Source organism: Streptomyces sp. ITFR-21, from assembly GCF_031844685.1.
Taxonomy (GTDB): domain Bacteria; phylum Actinomycetota; class Actinomycetes; order Streptomycetales; family Streptomycetaceae; genus Actinacidiphila.
In genome coordinates, this window is sequence record NZ_CP134605.1 from 725,648 (window position 1) to 743,432 (window position 17,785).

The window sequence follows — 17,785 nt, forward strand, 5'->3', positions numbered from 1 at the left end:
GGTTACTTGCTCTCCTGGGTGCGGGCGTGCTCGGTACCGGTGTGCTGGGTGCGGGCGTGCCGGGTGCGGGCGTGCTCGGCCCGGTCGTCCGGGTGACCGGTGTCCGTACGGGCGCCGTCCGCGCGGGAGGTGTCCGTACGGGAGGTGGCGATGGCCGGCTCGGATCCGCCGAGCAGCAGGTAGAGCACGGCCATCCGGGTGCTGACGCCGTTGGCGACCTGCTCGACGGCGGTGCAGCGCGGGGAGTCGGCGACCTCGGCGGTGATCTCCATGCCGCGGTTCATCGGGCCCGGGTGCATCACGATGGCGTGCTCGGGCAGCGCCGCCATCCGGCCGCCGTTGAGGCCGTAGCGGCGGGCGTACTCGCGTTCGGTGGGGAAGAAGGCGGCGTTCATCCGCTCCCGCTGGACCCGCAGCATCATCACCGCGTCGGACTCGGCGAGCACCGCGTCCAGGTCGTACGACACCTCGCACGGCCACCGCTCGACGCCGATCGGCAGCAGGGTGGGGGGCGCGACCAGCGTGACGTGGGCGCCGAGCGTGGTGAGCAGCAGCACGTTGGAGCGGGCGACCCGGCTGTGCAGGACGTCGCCGACGACGGTGATCCGGCGGCCGTCCAGGTCCTTGCCGACGCCGGACAGGTGGCGGCGCATGGTGAAGGCGTCCAGCAGCGCCTGGGTGGGGTGCTCGTGGGTGCCGTCGCCGGCGTTGACCACCGAGGAGTTGATCCAGCCGGAGGTGGCCAGCCGGTGCGGGGCGCCGGAGGAGAAGTGGCGGATGACCACCGCGTCGGCGCCCATCGCCTCCAGGGTCAGCGCGGTGTCCTTCAGGGACTCGCCCTTGGAGACCGAGGAGCCCTTGGCGGAGAAGTTGATGACGTCGGCGGACAGCCGCTTGGCGGCGGCCTCGAAGGAGATCCGGGTCCGGGTGGAGTCCTCGAAGAAGAGGTTGACCACGGTACGGCCGCGCAGGGTGGGCAGTTTCTTGATCGGGCGGTCGGCGACGCGGGCCATCTCCTCGGCGGTGTCGAGCACGAGGAGGGCGTCGTCACGGGTGAGGTCGGCGGCCGAGATCAGATGGCGCTTCACAGGGTCACTCCGGGGGTGCTGGGTGGGGCCGTGGGTGCGGTGGGGCGGCACGAGGGCGCGCGGAAGCGCCGGACCCGTCCCCGGGCCGGCGGGCAGTGCGCTACCGGTCCGCCGGGGGCCCCGCGGGCGGCTGGGTGCCCTTCGCGGCCCGGTCGGCCCGCTGGCCGAGCAGCACGCTGTCCCGGCCGTCCTCCTCGGTGAGCAGGACCTTGACGGTCTCGCGGAGCGAGGTGGGCAGGTTCTTGCCCACATAGTCGGCCCTGATCGGCAGCTCGCGGTGGCCTCGGTCGACGAGGACGGCGAGCTGGACCGCGCGGGGGCGGCCGATGTCGTTGAGCGCGTCGAGGGCGGCGCGGATGGTACGGCCGGAGAACAGCACGTCGTCGACCAGGACGACCAGGCGGCCGTCGATGCCGTCGCCGGGGATCTCGGTGCGCGCGAGCGCGCGCGGCGGGTGCAGCCGCAGGTCGTCGCGGTACATGGTGATGTCGAGCGAGCCGACGGCGGCGGTCCGCCCGGTGATCTCGGCGAGCTTGTCGGCGAGGCGGCGGCCCAGGAAGACGCCCCTGGTGGGGATGCCCAGCAGCACCACGTCGTCGGCGCCCTTGGCGCGTTCGACGATCTCGTGGGCGATGCGGGTGAGGACCCTGGCGATGTCCGGCGCTTCGAGCACCGGGCGGGCGGCGGACACGGACGCGGGCATGGTGGCGGTGGTGCGGTCTTCGGCCATCGGCCGGGGACCTCCTTCCCCGCCTCACGGGACGGGCGTTAAAGGACGTCAGAGGTACCTCACCACCGTATCAGGTGGGCTCCGGGTGACCGGGAGCAGCCCAGGTCAGAGACCAGTCGGCCCTCTTCGGCTTGACGAGCGCGGATTACGCTGCGTAACCTCACAGTGAGTCACCGAGTTGAGTCCCGGGAGCCATATGTCCAGCGATTACGCCAAGCAGCTCGGAGCGAAGCTCCGCGCCATCCGCACGCAGCAGGGGCTGTCTCTGCACGGTGTCGAGGAGAAGTCCCAGGGCCGCTGGAAGGCAGTGGTCGTGGGGTCCTACGAGCGCGGGGACCGCGCCGTGACCGTGCAGCGACTCGCCGAGCTCGCCGACTTCTACGGGGTGCCGGTCCAGGAACTGCTGCCCGGCACCACGCCCGGCGGCGCCGCCGAGCCGCCGCCGAAGCTGGTGCTCGACCTGGAGCGGCTGTCCCAGGTCCCGCCCGAGAAGGCCGGCCCGCTGCAGCGCTACGCGGCCACCATCCAGAGCCAGCGCGGTGACTACAACGGCAAGGTGCTCTCCATCCGCCAGGACGACCTGCGCACCCTCGCGGTGATCTACGACCAGTCCCCCTCGGTCCTGACCGAGCACCTGATCGCCTGGGGCGTCCTCGACGCGGACGCGCGCCGCGCGGTCCAGCACGAGGAGTCCTGACTCTCTTTCCCGCAGAAACGTCCCGCCGCCCGGTGCGAGGACCCCTCCAGGGGTCCCGGCACCGGGCGTCCCGTTTTCCCGGCCCCCGGGGCCTGTCAGGTGGATCCGCGCGGCCCCGCGGGTCCCGGCCCGCGCGGCCGCCGCGTTCCCGCCGCTCGACGACGCACCACGCCGCCTCCCTCCTCCGCCGTGCGGTCGCCCCCCTCCCGCGCACCCCGCACCGCCGCCCGCGCGGATCCACCCCGGCAGGCCCCGGCCGTCCCCGCGGGGCACGTACGCCCGGGGGCCCGCCGGGCGTGGGCGGCGGGCTCACGGGGTGGTGGAGAGGCGGGAGACCAGGGCGGGGAGGAGGTGGGTGGTGAGCCGCGGCGGGAGGGACTGCAGGAGGGTCGGCACGGGGGCGTCCGGGCGGGGAGGGCGCCGTCGGGCGCGATACCGGCGGCCTGCAGGACCAGCGCGGTCTCGGCGGGGCCGAGGGTGGCGGGGTCCAAAGCGGCCGCCAGCGTGAGGACGGCCGGGTCGGGGGTGGCCGGCCCGGCGGCGCGGGCGCGGTCGGTCGCCGCCGCCAGCTCGGTGAGGAGTTCGGCGATCCGCTCCGGCGCGGCGGCGGCGGCCGTCACCGTGAGGTGGACGTTGGGCGGCGAGCCGGCGAAGGGCCAGCTTCGTCCAGGCCGGCCAGCCCCGAGTCGTAGACGTACGCCATGGTCCGCCCGCCGCGCACCGGCAGGTCTCCGGCCCGCAGCGCGTCCAGCCGCTCCAGCACCGCCTCGGCGGACCCGGCCGCCGGCACTCCCCTGTGTCTCATGTGTCTCGGACATGCCGCGGAATCTGGGCCACGCGCCCGGACACGCACCAGGCCCGCAGCAGAGGGGTGCTCACGTTCTGCTGTCGGGCCTGGCCGACGGCGCCGCCGGCGACCGCCTACGACATGCCGCTCACCGCTTACCGCTTGAGGGTCGGCTTCAGTTCCAGCAGCCGGCCGAGCAGTCCGTTGACGAAGGACGGCGAGTCATCGGTGGAGAACTCCTTGGCGAGCTGCACCGCCTCGTCCAGCACCACCGCGTCCGGCACGTCGTCCTCCCAGAGCAGCTCGTACGTGCCGAGCCGCAGGACGTTGCGGTCCACCACCGGCATCCGGTCCAGCGTCCAGCCGACCGAGTAGCCGGCCAGCAGTTCGTCGATCCGCCGGGCGTGCGCCTCGTAGCCCTCGACCAGTTGCGTCGTGTACTCGGTGACCGGCGGCTGCCGGTCGTCGGTCCGGGCGAGCCTGATCCAGTCCGCCATGACGGACGTGGGGGTCGCACCCCGTTGCTCCGCCTCGAACAGAATCTGGAACGCGCGCTTTCGGGCCTTGTTCCGGGCAGCCACGGTTAGCTGTTCACCCGGCCGAGGTAGTCGCCCGTGCGGGTGTCGACCTTCACCTTTTCACCCGTGGTGATGAACAGCGGGACACCGATCTCGTGACCGGTCTCCAGCCGCGCGGGCTTGGAGCCGCCGGTGGAGCGGTCGCCCTGCACGCCGGGCTCGGTGTACTCGATGACCAGCTCGACGGAGGCGGGCAGTTCGATGTACAAGGGCGCGCCCTCGTACATGGCGACGACGGCCTCGAAGCCCTCCAGCAGGTAGTTGGCGGCGTCGCCCACCACCTCGGGGGTGACGTTGATCTGGTCGTACGTCTCGGTGTCCATGAAGACGAAGTCGCTGCCGTCCTTGTAGGAGAACTGCATGCCGCGCTTGTCGACGTTGGCGGTCTCCACCTTCAGGCCCGCGTTGAAGGTCTTGTCGACGACCTTCCCGGACAGCACGTGCTTGAGCTTGGTGCGCACGAAGGCGGGGCCCTTGCCGGGCTTGACGTGCTGGAATTCGACAACGGTCCAGAGCTGGTCGCCGTCGAGCTTGAGCACGAGGCCGTTCTTGAGGTCGTTCGTGGTGGCCACGGTTGCGGAATCTCCTGAAACTGCTGCTTCGGGACCAGGAATCCCGCGCCCGTCACAGGGCGAGCAGTTCCTTGGTCGTGATGGTGAGTAGCTCGGGCCCGCCGTCCGCCAGTGGACGTACGACGAGTGTGTCGTCGATCCGGACGCCGCCGCGGCCCGGAAGGTGGACTCCCGGTTCGACGGTGACCGGCACGCAAGCGTCCAGTTTACCCATGGCCGCAGGTGACAACCGAGGGTCCTCGTCGATTTCCAGTCCCACCCCGTGGCCGGACCAGGGGGCCAGGCCCTCGCCGTGGCCGGCCGCGAGCAGCGGCTGCCGGGTGGCCCGGTCGACGTCACGGCAGGCCACACCGGGTGCGAGCGCCTCCCGGCCGGCCCGCTGGGCGTCGAAGACCAGCTCGTAGAGCTCGATCTGCCAGGAGGCCGGCGCTGTTCCGATGACGAAGGTGCGGCCCACTTCGCAGCGGTAGCCCCGGTAGCGGGCGCCGAGCCGGACGGTGAGGAAGTCGCCCTCCTCCACCCGGCGGTCGGTCGGCACATGGCGGGCGGTGCCGGAGTTGGGGCCGGTGCCGACGGAGGTGGCGAAGGCCGGGCCCTCGGCGCCGTGGTCGACCAGCCGGCGCTCCAGCTCCAGCGCGAGGTGCCGCTCGGTACGGCCGACCAGGATGGACTCCAGCAGTTCGCCGAGCGCCTGGTCGGCGATCTCCGCCGCTATCCGCAGGGCGGCGATCTCGTGCTCGTCCTTGACCAGCCGCAGCTGCTCCACCGCGCCCCCGAGGTCGGCCAGCTGCAGCCCGCCGGCGGCCGAGCGCAGGGCCCGGTGCCGGGTCACGGTCAGGTGGTGCTCCTCGACGGCCAGCGAGTCCGCGTGCCGGCGCCCGGCCAGCTCGGCGGCGGCCACCGCGGCGTCTCCCTCCGGAGCGGACAGCACCACCGAGCGCAGGTCGTCCGGCGGTTCGGCGCCCTGCTCCCGGTCGTCCGGCGGCGGGCGCAGGTGCACCAGGGTGTCCTCCGGGCCCGGCCCGACCAGCAGCGCGCCGCCCTGCGGGGCGCAGCCGGTGAGGTACCGCACGTTGGCGGCACCGGTCACCAGGGCGGCGGCGACCCCGGCAGCCGCGCACCGGTCGCGCAGCCGGGCCCTGCGGGTCGTATGCACGTCGGCCATGCGGTGAGCCTACGGGGTGCGGCGCGCCGGGGCCCGGTGTTGTACGTCCGACCGTGGGGTCACCAGACCGGCGGCCCCTGGGCGGCGCGGGCGACCACCCGGTCCAGGGCCGCCGCCGCGGCCGGGACGTCCAGCTGGGAGTTGTCGATGATGGGCAGGCCCGAGCCGTACCAGCCGGCCATCCGGCCGTGGATCCGGGCGACCTCCTCGTCGGAGAGGCGCCGGTTGCCGGTGCGTTCGGCGTTGCGGGTCAGGACGACGTCCAGGCCGGGCAGCAGGACGACCGGGAGCAGGCCGGGGCCGACGTGGCGCTTCCAGCCGCCGAGGCCGACGGCGGGGCGGTCGGGGAAGACCGCGTCGTCGATGATGCAGGACACCGCGTTGGCCAGGAAGTTGCGGGCGGCGAAGCCGCAGGTGCGGCGGGCCAGCCGGTACTGGGCCTCGGAGTGCTCGTTCCACCCCGCCTGCGGGTCGGCGAACCCGGAGCGGACCCATTCCCGTACGTCGTCCAGGCTGATGTGCGCGGTCGGGGCGCCCCGGGTGTCCGCCCAGTGCCGGGCGATGGTGGTCTTGCCGGCGCCGGCCGCGCCGATCAGCAGGACGGCCACCGGGCCCTGCGGGCCGCCGCCGGGCTGCGCGGGCAGCTGGACGGGCGCGGGCGGCCCCAGCGGGAAGTGCCCGGTGCCGTTCGCGCCGGGCGGCGCGGTGCCGCCGGGGGGCGGCGGAGGGCCGGGACGCCCTGGCTGCGGCGCGCCCACAGGATGCTGCATCTCGCTGTGACTCCATCCCGTACCACCCCGTACCGGGGCCCCCGTCCCGACCCGCTGGTGACTCGCTGCTCGACACCGAACGGTACAGGTTTCCTACGGGTGTTGTCCGCAGGTCCCCGGCGGCCCCGGGGCATGACCGCCGGCGGCGACACACCGGGCGGCCGGGGCCGGACACCACGGCGCCAGCCCCCTCAGGCCGGTGACGACCCGCGACCCCGTCCCGGCCGGCCGCGCGGTTCCCCGCGCCGCTATGTGCCCACTCCCGGCGACGAGGGCCGCCCCTACCGCCGACGGCGACACACCAGGGGCGCGGGAAACCGCGCGCAACCGGTCACCGGCCGGTGATCAGGACACGACCGCAACAACACCCCCCCGCACCCCGGAAGCCTCAGCGCAGCTGACCCCGCACGTTGGCGACGAGCGCTCTGAGCACCGCGGTGGTGAGGGTCGGCGGGTAGGCGCGGACGGCGGCGGGCGGAGGTACCGGGTAGGACGCGTAGACCACCTCGGCCGACAGCAGTGTGTGCCCGACGGCCTCGGCGTCGTGGACGCTGGTGGTCACCGCGGTCTTGCTCCCGCCGGTGCGGGCGACCGAGACCGTGTCCACGCGGACGGCCGGGTACGCGGTGCCGGCCAGGTCGCGCACGGAGGTGCTGACGCGCATGCCGGCGCCGGCGTCGAGCGCCCCGGCGATGTCGTAGTGCGGGCAGCGGCGCGCCTCGCGGCGCAGGTCGTCGAAACCGGTGTAGGGCTCAGCGGCGCAGGTCACGGTGAAGGTGATCGTCAGACCGCTGGGGGACGGCGCGCGCGAGCGGTCACCGGCTCGCGGACCGGAACGGCGGCGGCCCCGCACGGCGGCGGCGACCCGCCACGGACCGCCACGGACCGCCACGGACCGCCGCGGGCCGCCGCGGGCCGCCGCGGTGAGGGCGTCCCCGGCGGCGGTGCGGGCCCTACAGGGTGGTCGGGAGTTGCTCGGACAGGGCGCGGAGGGCCAGGCGGTAGGAGCCGATGCCGAAGCCCGCGATCGTGCCGGAGGCGACCGCCGCCACCACCGAGGTGTGGCGGAACTCCTCGCGGGCGTAGGGGTTGGAGATGTGCACCTCGATCAGGGGCGCGGTGCGCTGCGCAGCGGCGTCGCGCAGCGCGTAGGAGTAGTGGGTGAAGGCACCCGGGTTGAGGACGACCGGGACCCGGCCGTCGGCGGCCTCGTGCAGCCAGCGGACCAGCTCGGCCTCGTCGTTGGTTTCGCGGACCTCGACGTCGAAGCCGAGTTCCGCGCCGACCTTGCCGCACTCCTCGACCAGCCCGGCGTACGAGGTGGCGCCGTACACGTCGGGCTCGCGCGAGCCCAGCCGGCCCAGGTTGGGGCCGTTGAGCACCAGGACCGGGCGGCTCACGCCGACACCTCCCCGTAGGCGGCGAGCAGGATCGCGGGGTCCGGGCCCTCCAGGACGGCCGGCCGGGCCAGGCCGTCCAGCACGATGAAGCGCAGCAGGTCGCCGCGCGACTTCTTGTCGAGCCTCATCGTCTCCAGCAGCCTGGGCCACTGGTCGCCGCGGTAGGTCAGCGGCAGGCCGACCGCCTCAAGGACGCTGCGGTGCCGCTCGGCGGTGGCGTCGTCCAGCCGGCCGGCCAGCCGGCCGAGTTCGGCGGCGAACACCATGCCGACCGAGACGGCCGCGCCGTGCCGCCAGTTGTAGCGCTCGTTCTTCTCGATGGCGTGCGCGAGCGTGTGGCCGTAGTTGAGGATCTCCCGCGGTCCGGACTCCTTGAGGTCGGCGGAGACCACCTCGGCCTTGACCCGGATGGCGCGCTCGATGAGTTCGGCGGTGTACGGGCCCTTGGGGTCGCGGGCGGCGGCCGGGTCGGACTCGATCAGGTCCAGGATCGCCGGGTCGGCGATGAAACCGGCCTTGATGACCTCGGCCAGGCCGCTGACGTAGTCGTTGACCGGCAGGGAGTCCAGGGCGGCCAGGTCGCACAGCACCCCGGCGGGCGGGTGGAAGGCGCCGACGAGGTTCTTGCCCTCCGCGGTGTTGATGCCGGTCTTGCCGCCGACCGCCGCGTCCACCATGCCGAGCACGGTGGTGGGCACCGCGATCCAGCGCACCCCGCGCAGCCAGCTCGCGGCGACGAAGCCCGCCAGGTCGGTGGTGGCGCCGCCGCCGACACCGACGATGACGTCGCTGCGGGTGAAGCCGGTCTGGCCGAGCGCCTTCCAGCAGTAGGCGGCGACCTCGGCGGTCTTGGCCTCCTCGGCGTTGGGCAGCTGTACGGCGATGGCCTGGTAGCCCTGCTCGGCCAGGTCCTCGCGGACGGCCTCGCCGGTGCCGGCCAGGGCCTCGGGGTGCAGTACGGCCACCCGCAGGGCCTTGGGGCCGATGAGGCCGGGCAGCTCGCCGAGCAGTTGGTGGCCGACGAGCACCTCGTACGGTTCGGTGCCCGCGGTGCCGCCGACCGGGATCCGGGTCGGGGGCACCGCCAGGGTGTTCTCGCTCATGCGTCCTTCAGTTGGAGTGCGTCGAGGACGGCGGTGGCCACGTCCTCGGGGGTGCGGTCGTCGGTGGCGACGACCGCGCGGGCGACCTCGGTGTAGAGCGGGCGGCGCAGGTCCATCAGCTCGCGCCAGCGCTGCCGGGGGTTGACGGCCAGCAGCGGGCGGGGGGCGTCCAGGCCCACCCGGTGCACCGCGGCGTGCAGCCCGACGTCGAGGAAGACCACCGGCAGGGCGGTGAGCAGCGCGCGGGTGCTCTCGTCCATGATGGCGCCGCCGCCGAGCGAGAGGACCCCGTCGTGGCCGGCGACCGCGGCGCGGACGGCGGCCCGCTCCAGCTCGCGGAAGTGCGGTTCGCCGTCGTCGAAGAAGATCTCCGGGATGGGCTTGCCCGCCGCCGACTCGATGTCGGCGTCGGTGTCCCGGTAGGTGCGGCGCAGGCGTTCGGCCAGCACCCGGCCGACCGTGGTCTTGCCGGCTCCCGGCGGGCCGACCAGGACGACGACGGGCGGTCCGCCCGCGACGGCGGTCACCGGATCGCCAGGTGGTCGAGGAAGTCGGAGACGTTGCGGCGGGTCTGGGCGACCGAGTCGCCGCCGAACTTCTCGGCGACCGCGTCGGCGAGTACCAGGGCGACCATGGCCTCGGCGACGATGCCGGCCGCGGGGACCGCGCACACGTCGGAGCGCTGGTGGTGGGCCTGGGCGGGTCCGCCGGTGGTGACGTCGATGGTGGCCAGCGCTCTGGGCACGGTGGCGATGGGTTTCATCGCGGCCCGCACCCGGAGCACCTCGCCGGTGGTGATGCCGCCCTCGGTGCCGCCGGAGTGGCCGGTGGAGCGGCGGACGCCGTCGGCGGTGGGCACGATCTCGTCGTGGGCCCGTGAGCCGGGCACCCGGGCGAGTTCGAAGCCGTCGCCGAGTTCGACACCCTTGATGGCCTGGATGCCCATCAGGGCGGCGGCCAGCCGGGCGTCGAGCCGCCGGTCCCAGTGCACGTGCGAGCCGAGGCCGACGGGCACCCCGTAGGCGAGGACCTCGACGACTCCGCCGAGGGTGTCGCCGTCCTTGTGGGCCTGGTCGATCTCGGCGACCATCGCCTCGCTGGCGTCGGCGTCGAGGCAGCGCACCGGGTCGGCATCGAGCCGCGCCTGGTCGGCGGGGACCGGGACGACCCCGTAGGGGGCCTTGGCGGCGGCCAGTTCCACCACGTGGGAGACGATCTCGATGCCCGCGGTCTCCTTGAGGTAGGAGCGGGCGACGGCGCCGAGCGCGACCCGGGCGGCGGTCTCGCGGGCACTGGCCCGCTCCAGCACCGGGCGGGCCTCGGGCAGGTCGTACTTCTGCATGCCGGCCAGGTCGGCGTGGCCGGGGCGGGGCCGGGTCAGCGGCGCGTTGCGGGCCAGGCCGGCCAGGATCTCCGGGGCCACCGGGTCGGCCGCCATGACCTGCTCCCACTTGGGCCACTCGGTGTTGCCGACCATGATCGCCACCGGGCTGCCCATGGTCAGCCCGTGCCGAACGCCGCCGAGGAAGGTGACCTCGTCCCGTTCGAACTTCATCCGGGCGCCGCGTCCGTAGCCGAGCCGGCGCCGCGCGAGGGCGTCCGCCACCAGATCGGTGGTGACGGGGATCCCTGAGGGCAGTCCCTCCAGCGTCGCGACGAGTGCGGGGCCGTGCGACTCCCCCGCGGTCAGCCAGCGCAACCTGCTCAACAGTGCTCCTTCGGCTCGGCAGCCGGGTCCCTCCGCCCGCGTGCGGGGTCCCGGTCCTTCCTGCGATCCTCCCATGCCCGCTCGCCCGTACCGGACCCCGTCCAGCGGGCGGACGTCAGTGCGCGGCGAGCGCGGCCTCGCCCGCGGCGCGCATGGCGGCCAGCGGCGCGGGGCGGTGGCCGGTGTGCTGTTCGACCTGGAGGACGGCCTGGTGGACCAGCAGGTCCAGGCCGCCGAGGAGGGTGCCGGAGCGGGCGGACCAGGCGGCGGCCAGCGCGGTCGGCCAGGGGTCGTACAGCACGTCGAAGAGCGTTCCGGGGTGCTGCGGCACGGCGGCGGCCAGGTGGTCGGCGGCCCCGGCCGGGGTGGTGGCGATCACCAGTGGCTGGGACAGCCCGGCGGCGGCGTCGGCCCAGTCGGCGGTGCGTACGGTGACGCCGAGCCGCTCCCCCCACTGCCGCATCTCGGCGGCACGGGCGGGGCCGCGGACGTAGGCGGTGACCTCGCCGGCGCAGATCCGGGCGAGGGCGGCCAGCGCGGAGGAGGCGGTGGCGCCGGCGCCGAGTACGGCGGCGGAGGGCACCGAGGTGACGCCGCGTTCGCGCAGTGCGGCGATCATGCCGGGGATGTCGGTGTTGTCGCCGCGGCGGCGGCCGTCGGCGCCGAACACCACGGTGTTGACCGCGGCCACGGCGGCGGCGGTGTCGCTGACCTCGTCCAGCAGCGGGATGACCGCCCGTTTGAGCGGCATGGTCAGCGACAGGCCCGCCCACTCGGCCGGGTCGAGTGCGCCGACGAAGCCGGGCAGCGCGGCCTCGTCCACCTCGAACCGGTCGTAGCGCCGGCCGGTGAGCCCGAGCGCGGCGTAGGCCGCCCGGTGCAGCACCGGGGACAGGGAGTGCGCGATGGGCGACCCGAGCACGGCCGCGCGGCGCGGGCCCGGGTTTCCGGTCGTTTCCACAGGTGGGGTCCTGGTCCTACTGGGGGTGGTACTGCTGCTTGAGCTTTTCGAAGTCGACGCTGTTGGTGGTGAACTGGGTGGTCTTCCCGTCCAGCGAGATGAAGTAGTACCAGTCCCCCGGGTCCGGATCCATCGCCGCCTTCAGTGCGTCGGTGCCCGGGTTGCCGATCGGGCCCGGCGGCAGGCCCCGGTACTTGTAGGTGTTGTACGGGTCGTCGAGGTTCTGGATCTTCTCGGTGCTGATGTTCGTGGCGTGCAGGTTCTTGATGTAGTTGTACGTCGAGTCGAACTGGAGCAGCCCGTAGGTCTGGGTGTTCGCCGGGTCCATCCGGTTGTAGACGACCTTGGCCATCTTGCGGAAGTCGTCGTCGGTCTTGCCCTCGGCCTGGATGAGGCTGGCGACGGTGAGCAGTTGCAGCGGGGACTTCAGGCCCTGCTGCCGCGCCTCGCCCGCCATGTCGAACCGCGCGTACTGCTGCTTGGCCTGGCCGACCATCTGCCGCAGCAGCGCTTCGGGCTTCATGCCCTTGGCGACGCTGTAGCGGGACGGGAACAGGAAGCCCTCCAGCGGGTCCTTGACCTTTGTGCTGGTGTCGGCCCACGCGGGCAGGCCGAGGTTCCTCACCCGGGCCCTGGCGGTCTTCCGGGTGGTGCCGGACGGCAGGCCGAGGCGCTTGTCGACCAGGGCGTAGATCTCCATGTCGCGGGTGCCCTCGGGGATGATCAGGGCGTTCTGCGACTTCGGGTCGAGCATCATCGTCACCGCTGCCGCGGCCGACATCTTCGCCTTCAGGACGTACACGCCGGCCTGGATGCCGCGGCTCTTGGTGTTCTGGTTGGCCGCCGACACGAAGGCGTCGACGCTCTTGACGACGCCGGCGTCCTTGAGGATGTTGCCGATGGTGGTGGCGGTGGCGCCGGTGGGGATCTCCACCTGGACGTCGGTGGCGGTCTGTCCCGAGTAGTCGGGGGCCGGGCCGAAGTGGCTCTGGTAGAAGGTGTAGCCGAAGTATCCGGCGCCGCCGAGGCCGCCGACCAGGACCACCGCGACGACCAGGCAGGCGCATCCGCTGCGGCGCTTCTTGCCGGCTTTGGGCTGCGATCTGCCCGCTCTGCGGCCGCCGGCGGTGGCGGGCGCGGATCCGTGGGCGTCGTCGTCATCGTCGTCGTGGCTGCGGTCGGCGAAGAAGGCGTGCTCGCGCGGGTCGGCTTCCTCCTGCCCGTCGTCCTCGTCGCCCCAGCCGGTGGCCCCGGGCGGCGTGGCACCGGCGGGGCGGGCGCCGGGCTGCTGCGGTCCGGCCCCGGGGTGCCGGCCCTGCTGGGGCTGTCCCTGTCCCGGCACGGGCTGGGCCGGCTGGCCGGGCAGGGGCTGGCCGGGCTGCTGCGGCACCTGCTGCTGGGGGTACTGCGGCTGCTGCGGCGGCGGGTAGCCGTTCTGCCCGTAGAAGTCGGGCTGCCCGTACGGGTCCTGAGGCGGCTGCTGACCGCCGTACGGGTCCTGCTGGCCGTAGCCGCCGCTCTGGTGCGAGCCGGTGTCGTACGGGTCGTAGCCCGCCTGCTGCGGGTACCCCTGCTGGGGGTACTGCGGCTGCTGGCCCTGCGGGTACTGCGGCGGCTGCTGCGGGTACTGCTGCTGGGGGTAGCCCTGCTGCGGGTACTGGGGCTGCTGGCCGTTCGCGTACGGGTCCTGCCAGCCCCCGTCCTGCTGCGGCTGCTGCTGGGGATGCTGCGGCTGAGGGTGCTGCGGCTGCTGCGGATAGCCGTGGCCCTGGTCGTACACGTCACCGAAGAGCGGGTCCTCGGGGTGCCACGGTTCGGAGCCGGGGCCCCGGCCATAGTCAGTCATCGATCCCCTTGGTGAGCGGGCGGCAACAGGCCTGCCGACCCTGCGAAACGGGCGGCACCCGAGGGGCGCCGCCGTGTCGCGCGGAACGTTACCGTATCGCGATCAGATGACTACTTCGACGCCTTCTCCCGGAGCTTCGCCCGACGCCCGTTCGGCCTCCAGCGCGCTCTGCAGAATAATGACCGCGGCGGCCTGGTCGATTACCGAGCGTCCTTTTTTCGCCTTCACACCGGACGCGCGCAGGCCCTGGGCGGCGGTGACGGTGGTCATCCGCTCGTCCACCAGCCGTACCGGCACCGGGACGATGACTTTCGCCACACTCCCGGCGAAGGCGCGGGCCTTGGCCGCCGCCGGCCCCTCGGTGCCGTTGAGCGACCTGGGCAGGCCCACGACGACCTCGATCGGCTCGTACTCCGCCACGATCGCGGCGATCCGGCGGAGCGCGACGGGGACGTCCCGGCCGGGCACGGTCTCCACCGGGGTGGCGAGGATCCCGTCGGGGTCGCAGGAGGCGACCCCGATCCGGGCCTCGCCGACATCGACGGCGATCCGGCGCCCGCGCCGGATGCCCGGCGGGCCGGCCGCCGGACCGGCCGGGTGCCCGCCGGGGTCCGCGGCGGGTTCCGGCACCGGTTCCGGCGGCCGCCCGGCGGGGCCGGGGCCCTGCGGCCCGGACGGCCGGCCCGGACCCCGGTGGGCGTACTTGTCCGTCACGCGGCCGCCGTCACGCCTTCTCGGCGACGAGCCGCCGTACGGCCTCGATCGCCTCCGGTACGGCCGCCGCGTTCTGGCCGCCGCCCTGCGCCACGTCGTCCTTGCCGCCGCCGCCGCCGCCGAGCGTCTTGGCCGCGGTGCGGACCAGCTCACCCGCCTTGACGCCGCGCCCGCGGGCGGCCTCGTTGGTGGCGATCACGGTCAGCGGGCGGTCGTTCACCACCGCGAACAGGGCGACCACGGCCGGGCGTCCGCCGGTGATCCGCTGCCGGACGTCCAGCACCAACCGGCGCAGGTCGTCGGCGCCGGTGCCGTCCGGGACCGACGCGGTGACCACGGCGACGCCCTTGACGTCGGCGGCGGACTCGGCGAGCCCCGCCGCGGCCTGGAGCACCTTCTCGGCGCGGAACCGGTCGATCTCCTTCTCCGCGTCCTTGAGCCTGGCGAGCATGCCGGCGATCTTGTCGGGCAGTTCGTCCGGGCGGCCCTTGACCAGCTCGGTGAGCTGCGCGACCACGGTGTGCTCACGGGCCAGGAAGTGGTACGCGTCCACGCCGACCAGCGCCTCGACCCGGCGTACGCCGGAGCCGATCGAGGACTCGCCGAGCAGCTTGACCAGCCCGAGCTGGGCGGTGTTGTTGACGTGGGTGCCGCCGCACAGCTCCTTGGAGAAGTCGCCGATGGTGACGACCCGGACGTGCTCGCCGTACTTCTCGCCGAACTCGGCGATGGCGCCCTGCTTCCTGGCCTCGCCGATCGGCATCACCTCGGCGGTGACGTCGAGTTCGCGGGCCAGCACCTCGTTGATCTTCTGCTCGACGTCGGTGAGGACGCCGGCCGGCACCGCGGCCGGGGAGCCGAAGTCGAAACGGAAGCGGCCGGGGGAGTTCTCCGAGCCGGCCTGCGCGGCGGTGGGGCCGAGGGCGTCGCGCAGCGCCTGGTGGGTGAGGTGGGTGGCGCTGTGCGCGCGGGCGATGGCGCGGCGGCGTACCAGGTCGATCCGGGCCTGCGCGGCGGCGCCCACGGTGACCTCGCCGACCTGGACGACGCCCTTGTGCACGCTGACGCCCGGCACCGGCTGCTGGACGTCGCGGACCTCGACGACCGCGCCGGAGTCCAGCCGGATACGGCCGGTGTCGGCGAGCTGGCCGCCGCCCTCGGCGTAGAACGGGGTACGGTCGAGCACGATCTCGACCTCGTCGCCTTCGGTGGCGGCGGGCGAGGGCAGGCCGTCGACCAGCAGGCCGACGACGGTGGCCTCGTTCTCGTTGCGGGTGTAGCCGGTGAACTCGGTGCCGCCGGAGCGGTCGGCGACCTCGCGGTACGCCGACAGGTCGGCGTGGCCGGTCTTCTTGGCGCGGGCGTCGGCCTTGGCCCGGTCCCGCTGCTCCTTCATCAGCCGCCGGAAGCCGTCCTCGTCCACGCTCAGGCCCTGTTCCGAGGCCATCTCCAGGGTGAGGTCGATCGGGAAGCCCCAGGTGTCGTGGAGCAGGAACGCCTGGTCGCCGGAGAGCACGCTGCCGCCGGCCGCCTTGGTCTCGGTGACGGCGGTGTCGAGGATGTTGGTGCCGGCCCTCAGCGTCTTGAGGAACGCGGCCTCCTCGGCCAGCGCCACGGTCTCGATCCGCTTGCGGTCGGTGAGCAGCTCCGGGTACTGCTCGCCCATGGTCTTCAGCACCACGTCGATGAGTTCGGCGGCGACCGGGTCGTGCGCGCCGAGCAGCCGCATGTTGCGGATGGCGCGGCGCATGATGCGGCGCAGGACGTAGCCGCGTCCCTCGTTGCCGGGGGTGACGCCGTCGCCGATGAGCATCATCGAGGTGCGCATGTGGTCGGCGACGACCCGCAGCGCGACATCGCTCTCGTGCGCCCGGCCGTAGGGGACGCCGCTGAGTTCGGTGGCCTTGTCGATGACGACGCGCAGGGTGTCGGTCTCGTACATGTTCTGCACGCCCTGCAGGATCATCGCCAGGCGTTCCAGGCCGAGGCCGGTGTCGATGTTCCTGGCGGGCAGGTCGCCGAGGATCGGGAAGTCCTCCTTGCCCTCGCCGGCGCCGCGCACGTACTGCATGAAGACCAGGTTCCAGATCTCCACGTAGCGCTCGTCGTTGACCGCCGGGCCGCCCTCGACGCCGAACTCGGGGCCGCGGTCGTAGTTGATCTCGGAGCACGGGCCGCAGGGTCCCGGCACGCCCATGGACCAGAAGTTGGGGCCCTTGCCGAGCCGCTGGATCCGCCCGGCGGGGACGCCGACGACGTCGCGCCAGATGGTCTCGGCCTCGTCATCCTCCTCGTAGACGGTGATCCAGAGGCGGTCGCCCTCCAGGCCGTAGCCGCCCTTGTCCTGGGGCGTGGTGAGCAGCTCCCAGGCGTACTTGATGGCGCCTTCCTTGAAGTACTCGCCGAAGGAGAAGTTGCCGCACATCTGGAAGAACGTGCCGTGCCGGGTGGTCTTGCCGACCTCTTCGATGTCCGGGGTGCGGACGCACTTCTGGACGCTGGTGGCGCGGCCGAAGGGCGGCTTGACCTCGCCGAGGAAGTACGGCTTGAACGGGACCATGCCAGCCGGGACCAGCAGCAGGGTCGGGTCGTCGGCGATGAGGGACGCCGACGGCACGACGGTGTGCCCGCGCTCCTCGAAGAAGCGCAGCCAGCGGCGGCGGATTTCTGCCGACTCCATCAGTGTTCGTCCTTCCGGTTTTCGTGGGCGCGGTGGGCGTCGTACGGGTCGGGTGCCCCGTGCGGGTCGTACGGGTCGCGCTGGTCGCGCGCGCTGTCGCGGGCGATGCCCCGGCGCGGCGCGGGCACGTCGGAATCGTGGGCGGTCAGCGCCCTGCGGCCCGGGGAGACCGCGGGCGCCGCCTTGCCGTGCAGGCCGAGGGCGTCGTGCAGTTCGCCCTCGCGCTGGGCCATGCCGGCCCGTACGTCGTGCGCGAACAGCCGCAGCCGGGCGCCGGTCTCCAGCGCGCGGTCGGCGGCGGTGGCGGCGAGGCCCTCGGGGCTGAGCCGGCGCAGCGCCCGGTTGACCTTGCGGGTGGCCCAGACACCGGTGGCGGCGCCGGTGAAGAACCAGAACAGGCGGCGAAACATAGAACCTCAGCCCTCAGTCCTCGGTGCGGTTGCGGCGGCGGCCGCGCCGGGCGGCGGGCACCACCTTGCCCTTGACGGTCCTGGCCCTGGCCCGGCCGGCGTCGCCGGCCTGCAGGCCGACCGCCCGGCGCACGCCGTAGCCGAAGGCGGCGACCTTCACCAGCGGGCCGCCGAGGGCGGAGGCGACGGTGGAGGAGAGCGCGGAGGCGTTGGCGGTCACCTCGGCGACGTCCGAGGTGATGGTGTCCACCCGGTCGAGCTGGGTGTGCGCGGTGCGCAGCGCCTCGGACGCCTCGCCGAGCAGCGGTACGGCCTGCTGGGTGATCCCGGCGACCAGCTCGGTGGTCCGCTGGAGCGTCCGGGCGAGCCGGGCCAGCGCGACGGCGAGGAAGGACACCAGGATCGCCCAGAAGACCGCCACGATGAGGCCGGCCACCTCTCCACCGGACACGCTGCCGCTCTCCTCGCCCTTGGCCGCTCCCGGCCGCTTCCCGCGGCCGTCCCACCGCGGCTTCCCGCCGCGGGATCCCACCATGCCGATGGGACTTCCGACCTTATCGCGCCGGGCCCGCGCAC

At 73.7% G+C, this 17,785-nt stretch carries 19 protein-coding genes; 1 reads left to right on the top strand and 18 read right to left on the bottom strand.

Annotation, left to right across the window (positions count from 1 at the left end; translation table 11 throughout):
- Positions 1–2: 2 nt before the first annotated feature.
- Both RLT57_RS03160 and pyrR read right to left on the bottom strand, forming a co-directional pair.
- Positions 3–1,088 (bottom strand): aspartate carbamoyltransferase catalytic subunit, encoded by a 1,086-nt coding sequence (locus RLT57_RS03160; protein ID WP_311295835.1) that lies wholly within the window; start codon positions 1,086–1,088, stop codon positions 3–5.
- A 100-nt stretch (positions 1,089–1,188) separates the two neighbouring features.
- The gene (gene pyrR / locus RLT57_RS03165; RefSeq protein ID WP_399127939.1) at positions 1,189–1,818 is read right to left on the bottom strand and encodes a bifunctional pyr operon transcriptional regulator/uracil phosphoribosyltransferase PyrR; all 630 of its coding nucleotides are present in this window, start codon (positions 1,816–1,818) and stop codon (positions 1,189–1,191) included.
- 196 nt (positions 1,819–2,014) lie between these two features.
- Between pyrR and bldD the strand changes: the two genes are divergently transcribed.
- Positions 2,015–2,515, top strand: a complete 501-nt coding sequence (gene bldD, locus RLT57_RS03170) for a transcriptional regulator BldD (RefSeq protein WP_311295836.1) — start codon at positions 2,015–2,017, stop codon at positions 2,513–2,515.
- 616 nt (positions 2,516–3,131) lie between these two features.
- Here bldD and RLT57_RS03175 read toward each other — a convergent pair.
- From RLT57_RS03175 to RLT57_RS03250, 16 genes are all read right to left on the bottom strand, one after another.
- Positions 3,132–3,320: a hypothetical protein gene (locus tag RLT57_RS03175; RefSeq protein ID WP_311295837.1), complete on the bottom strand. Its 189-nt coding sequence runs from the start codon at positions 3,318–3,320 to the stop codon at positions 3,132–3,134.
- Between the two features lie 137 nt (positions 3,321–3,457).
- Positions 3,458–3,883, bottom strand: coding sequence for a transcription antitermination factor NusB (gene nusB, locus RLT57_RS03180; RefSeq protein WP_311295838.1), 426 nt, complete (start codon positions 3,881–3,883; stop codon positions 3,458–3,460).
- Positions 3,884–3,885: 2 nt separating this feature from the next.
- Positions 3,886–4,452: an elongation factor P gene (gene efp / locus RLT57_RS03185; protein ID WP_311295839.1), complete on the bottom strand. Its 567-nt coding sequence runs from the start codon at positions 4,450–4,452 to the stop codon at positions 3,886–3,888.
- A gap of 52 nt (positions 4,453–4,504) precedes the next feature.
- The gene (locus RLT57_RS03190; RefSeq protein ID WP_311295840.1) at positions 4,505–5,617 is read right to left on the bottom strand and encodes an aminopeptidase P family protein; all 1,113 of its coding nucleotides are present in this window, start codon (positions 5,615–5,617) and stop codon (positions 4,505–4,507) included.
- A gap of 59 nt (positions 5,618–5,676) precedes the next feature.
- Positions 5,677–6,387, bottom strand: coding sequence for an AAA family ATPase (locus RLT57_RS03195; RefSeq protein WP_311295841.1), 711 nt, complete (start codon positions 6,385–6,387; stop codon positions 5,677–5,679).
- A 388-nt stretch (positions 6,388–6,775) separates the two neighbouring features.
- Positions 6,776–7,156: a hypothetical protein gene (locus RLT57_RS03200; protein WP_311295842.1), complete on the bottom strand. Its 381-nt coding sequence runs from the start codon at positions 7,154–7,156 to the stop codon at positions 6,776–6,778.
- 184 nt (positions 7,157–7,340) lie between these two features.
- Positions 7,341–7,787, bottom strand: a complete 447-nt coding sequence (aroQ, locus tag RLT57_RS03205) for a type II 3-dehydroquinate dehydratase (RefSeq protein ID WP_311295843.1) — start codon at positions 7,785–7,787, stop codon at positions 7,341–7,343.
- Positions 7,784–8,890 carry a 3-dehydroquinate synthase gene (gene aroB / locus RLT57_RS03210; RefSeq protein WP_311295844.1) on the bottom strand — a complete coding sequence of 369 codons (1,107 nt, stop codon included), beginning with the start codon at positions 8,888–8,890 and terminating at the stop codon, positions 7,784–7,786. The genes aroQ and aroB overlap by 4 nt, the downstream gene beginning before the upstream one ends.
- Positions 8,887–9,417 (bottom strand): shikimate kinase, encoded by a 531-nt coding sequence (locus RLT57_RS03215; protein ID WP_311295845.1) that lies wholly within the window; start codon positions 9,415–9,417, stop codon positions 8,887–8,889. The genes aroB and RLT57_RS03215 overlap by 4 nt, the downstream gene beginning before the upstream one ends.
- Entirely contained in the window at positions 9,414–10,598 is a 1,185-nt protein-coding gene (aroC, locus tag RLT57_RS03220) for a chorismate synthase (RefSeq protein ID WP_311295846.1), read from the bottom strand. The genes RLT57_RS03215 and aroC overlap by 4 nt, the downstream gene beginning before the upstream one ends.
- A 115-nt stretch (positions 10,599–10,713) precedes the next feature.
- Positions 10,714–11,559 (bottom strand): shikimate dehydrogenase, encoded by an 846-nt coding sequence (locus tag RLT57_RS03225; RefSeq protein ID WP_311295847.1) that lies wholly within the window; start codon positions 11,557–11,559, stop codon positions 10,714–10,716.
- A 16-nt stretch (positions 11,560–11,575) separates the two neighbouring features.
- On the bottom strand, positions 11,576–13,405 hold the full coding sequence (mltG, locus tag RLT57_RS03230) for an endolytic transglycosylase MltG (protein WP_311295848.1): 1,830 nt from the start codon (positions 13,403–13,405) through the stop codon (positions 11,576–11,578).
- A gap of 102 nt (positions 13,406–13,507) precedes the next feature.
- The gene (ruvX, locus tag RLT57_RS03235) at positions 13,508–13,972 is read right to left on the bottom strand and encodes a Holliday junction resolvase RuvX (RefSeq protein WP_311300552.1); all 465 of its coding nucleotides are present in this window, start codon (positions 13,970–13,972) and stop codon (positions 13,508–13,510) included.
- A gap of 157 nt (positions 13,973–14,129) precedes the next feature.
- Positions 14,130–16,799 (bottom strand): alanine--tRNA ligase, encoded by a 2,670-nt coding sequence (alaS, locus tag RLT57_RS03240; protein WP_311295849.1) that lies wholly within the window; start codon positions 16,797–16,799, stop codon positions 14,130–14,132.
- Entirely contained in the window at positions 16,799–17,209 is a 411-nt protein-coding gene (locus RLT57_RS03245) for a DUF6167 family protein (protein WP_311295850.1), read from the bottom strand. Before RLT57_RS03245 ends, alaS begins: the two co-directional genes overlap by 1 nt.
- A 13-nt stretch (positions 17,210–17,222) precedes the next feature.
- Positions 17,223–17,660: a DUF948 domain-containing protein gene (locus RLT57_RS03250; RefSeq protein ID WP_311295851.1), complete on the bottom strand. Its 438-nt coding sequence runs from the start codon at positions 17,658–17,660 to the stop codon at positions 17,223–17,225.
- Positions 17,661–17,785: the final 125 nt, after the last annotated feature.

Bases quoted from the DNA above. Each gene is read 5' to 3' on its own strand.
- pyrR (WP_399127939.1), bottom strand. From the start codon at position 1,818: ATGGCCGAAGACCGCACCACCGCCACCATGCCCGCGTCCGTGTCCGCC.
- bldD (WP_311295836.1), top strand. From the start codon at position 2,015: ATGTCCAGCGATTACGCCAAGCAGCTCGGAGCGAAGCTCCGCGCCATC.
- RLT57_RS03175 (WP_311295837.1), bottom strand. From the start codon at position 3,320: ATGAGACACAGGGGAGTGCCGGCGGCCGGGTCCGCCGAGGCGGTGCTG.
- RLT57_RS03190 (WP_311295840.1), bottom strand. From the start codon at position 5,617: ATGGCCGACGTGCATACGACCCGCAGGGCCCGGCTGCGCGACCGGTGC.
- RLT57_RS03195 (WP_311295841.1), bottom strand. From the start codon at position 6,387: ATGCAGCATCCTGTGGGCGCGCCGCAGCCAGGGCGTCCCGGCCCTCCG.
- aroB (WP_311295844.1), bottom strand. From the start codon at position 8,890: ATGAGCGAGAACACCCTGGCGGTGCCCCCGACCCGGATCCCGGTCGGC.
- mltG (WP_311295848.1), bottom strand. From the start codon at position 13,405: ATGACTGACTATGGCCGGGGCCCCGGCTCCGAACCGTGGCACCCCGAG.
- alaS (WP_311295849.1), bottom strand. From the start codon at position 16,799: ATGGAGTCGGCAGAAATCCGCCGCCGCTGGCTGCGCTTCTTCGAGGAG.
- RLT57_RS03245 (WP_311295850.1), bottom strand. From the start codon at position 17,209: ATGTTTCGCCGCCTGTTCTGGTTCTTCACCGGCGCCGCCACCGGTGTC.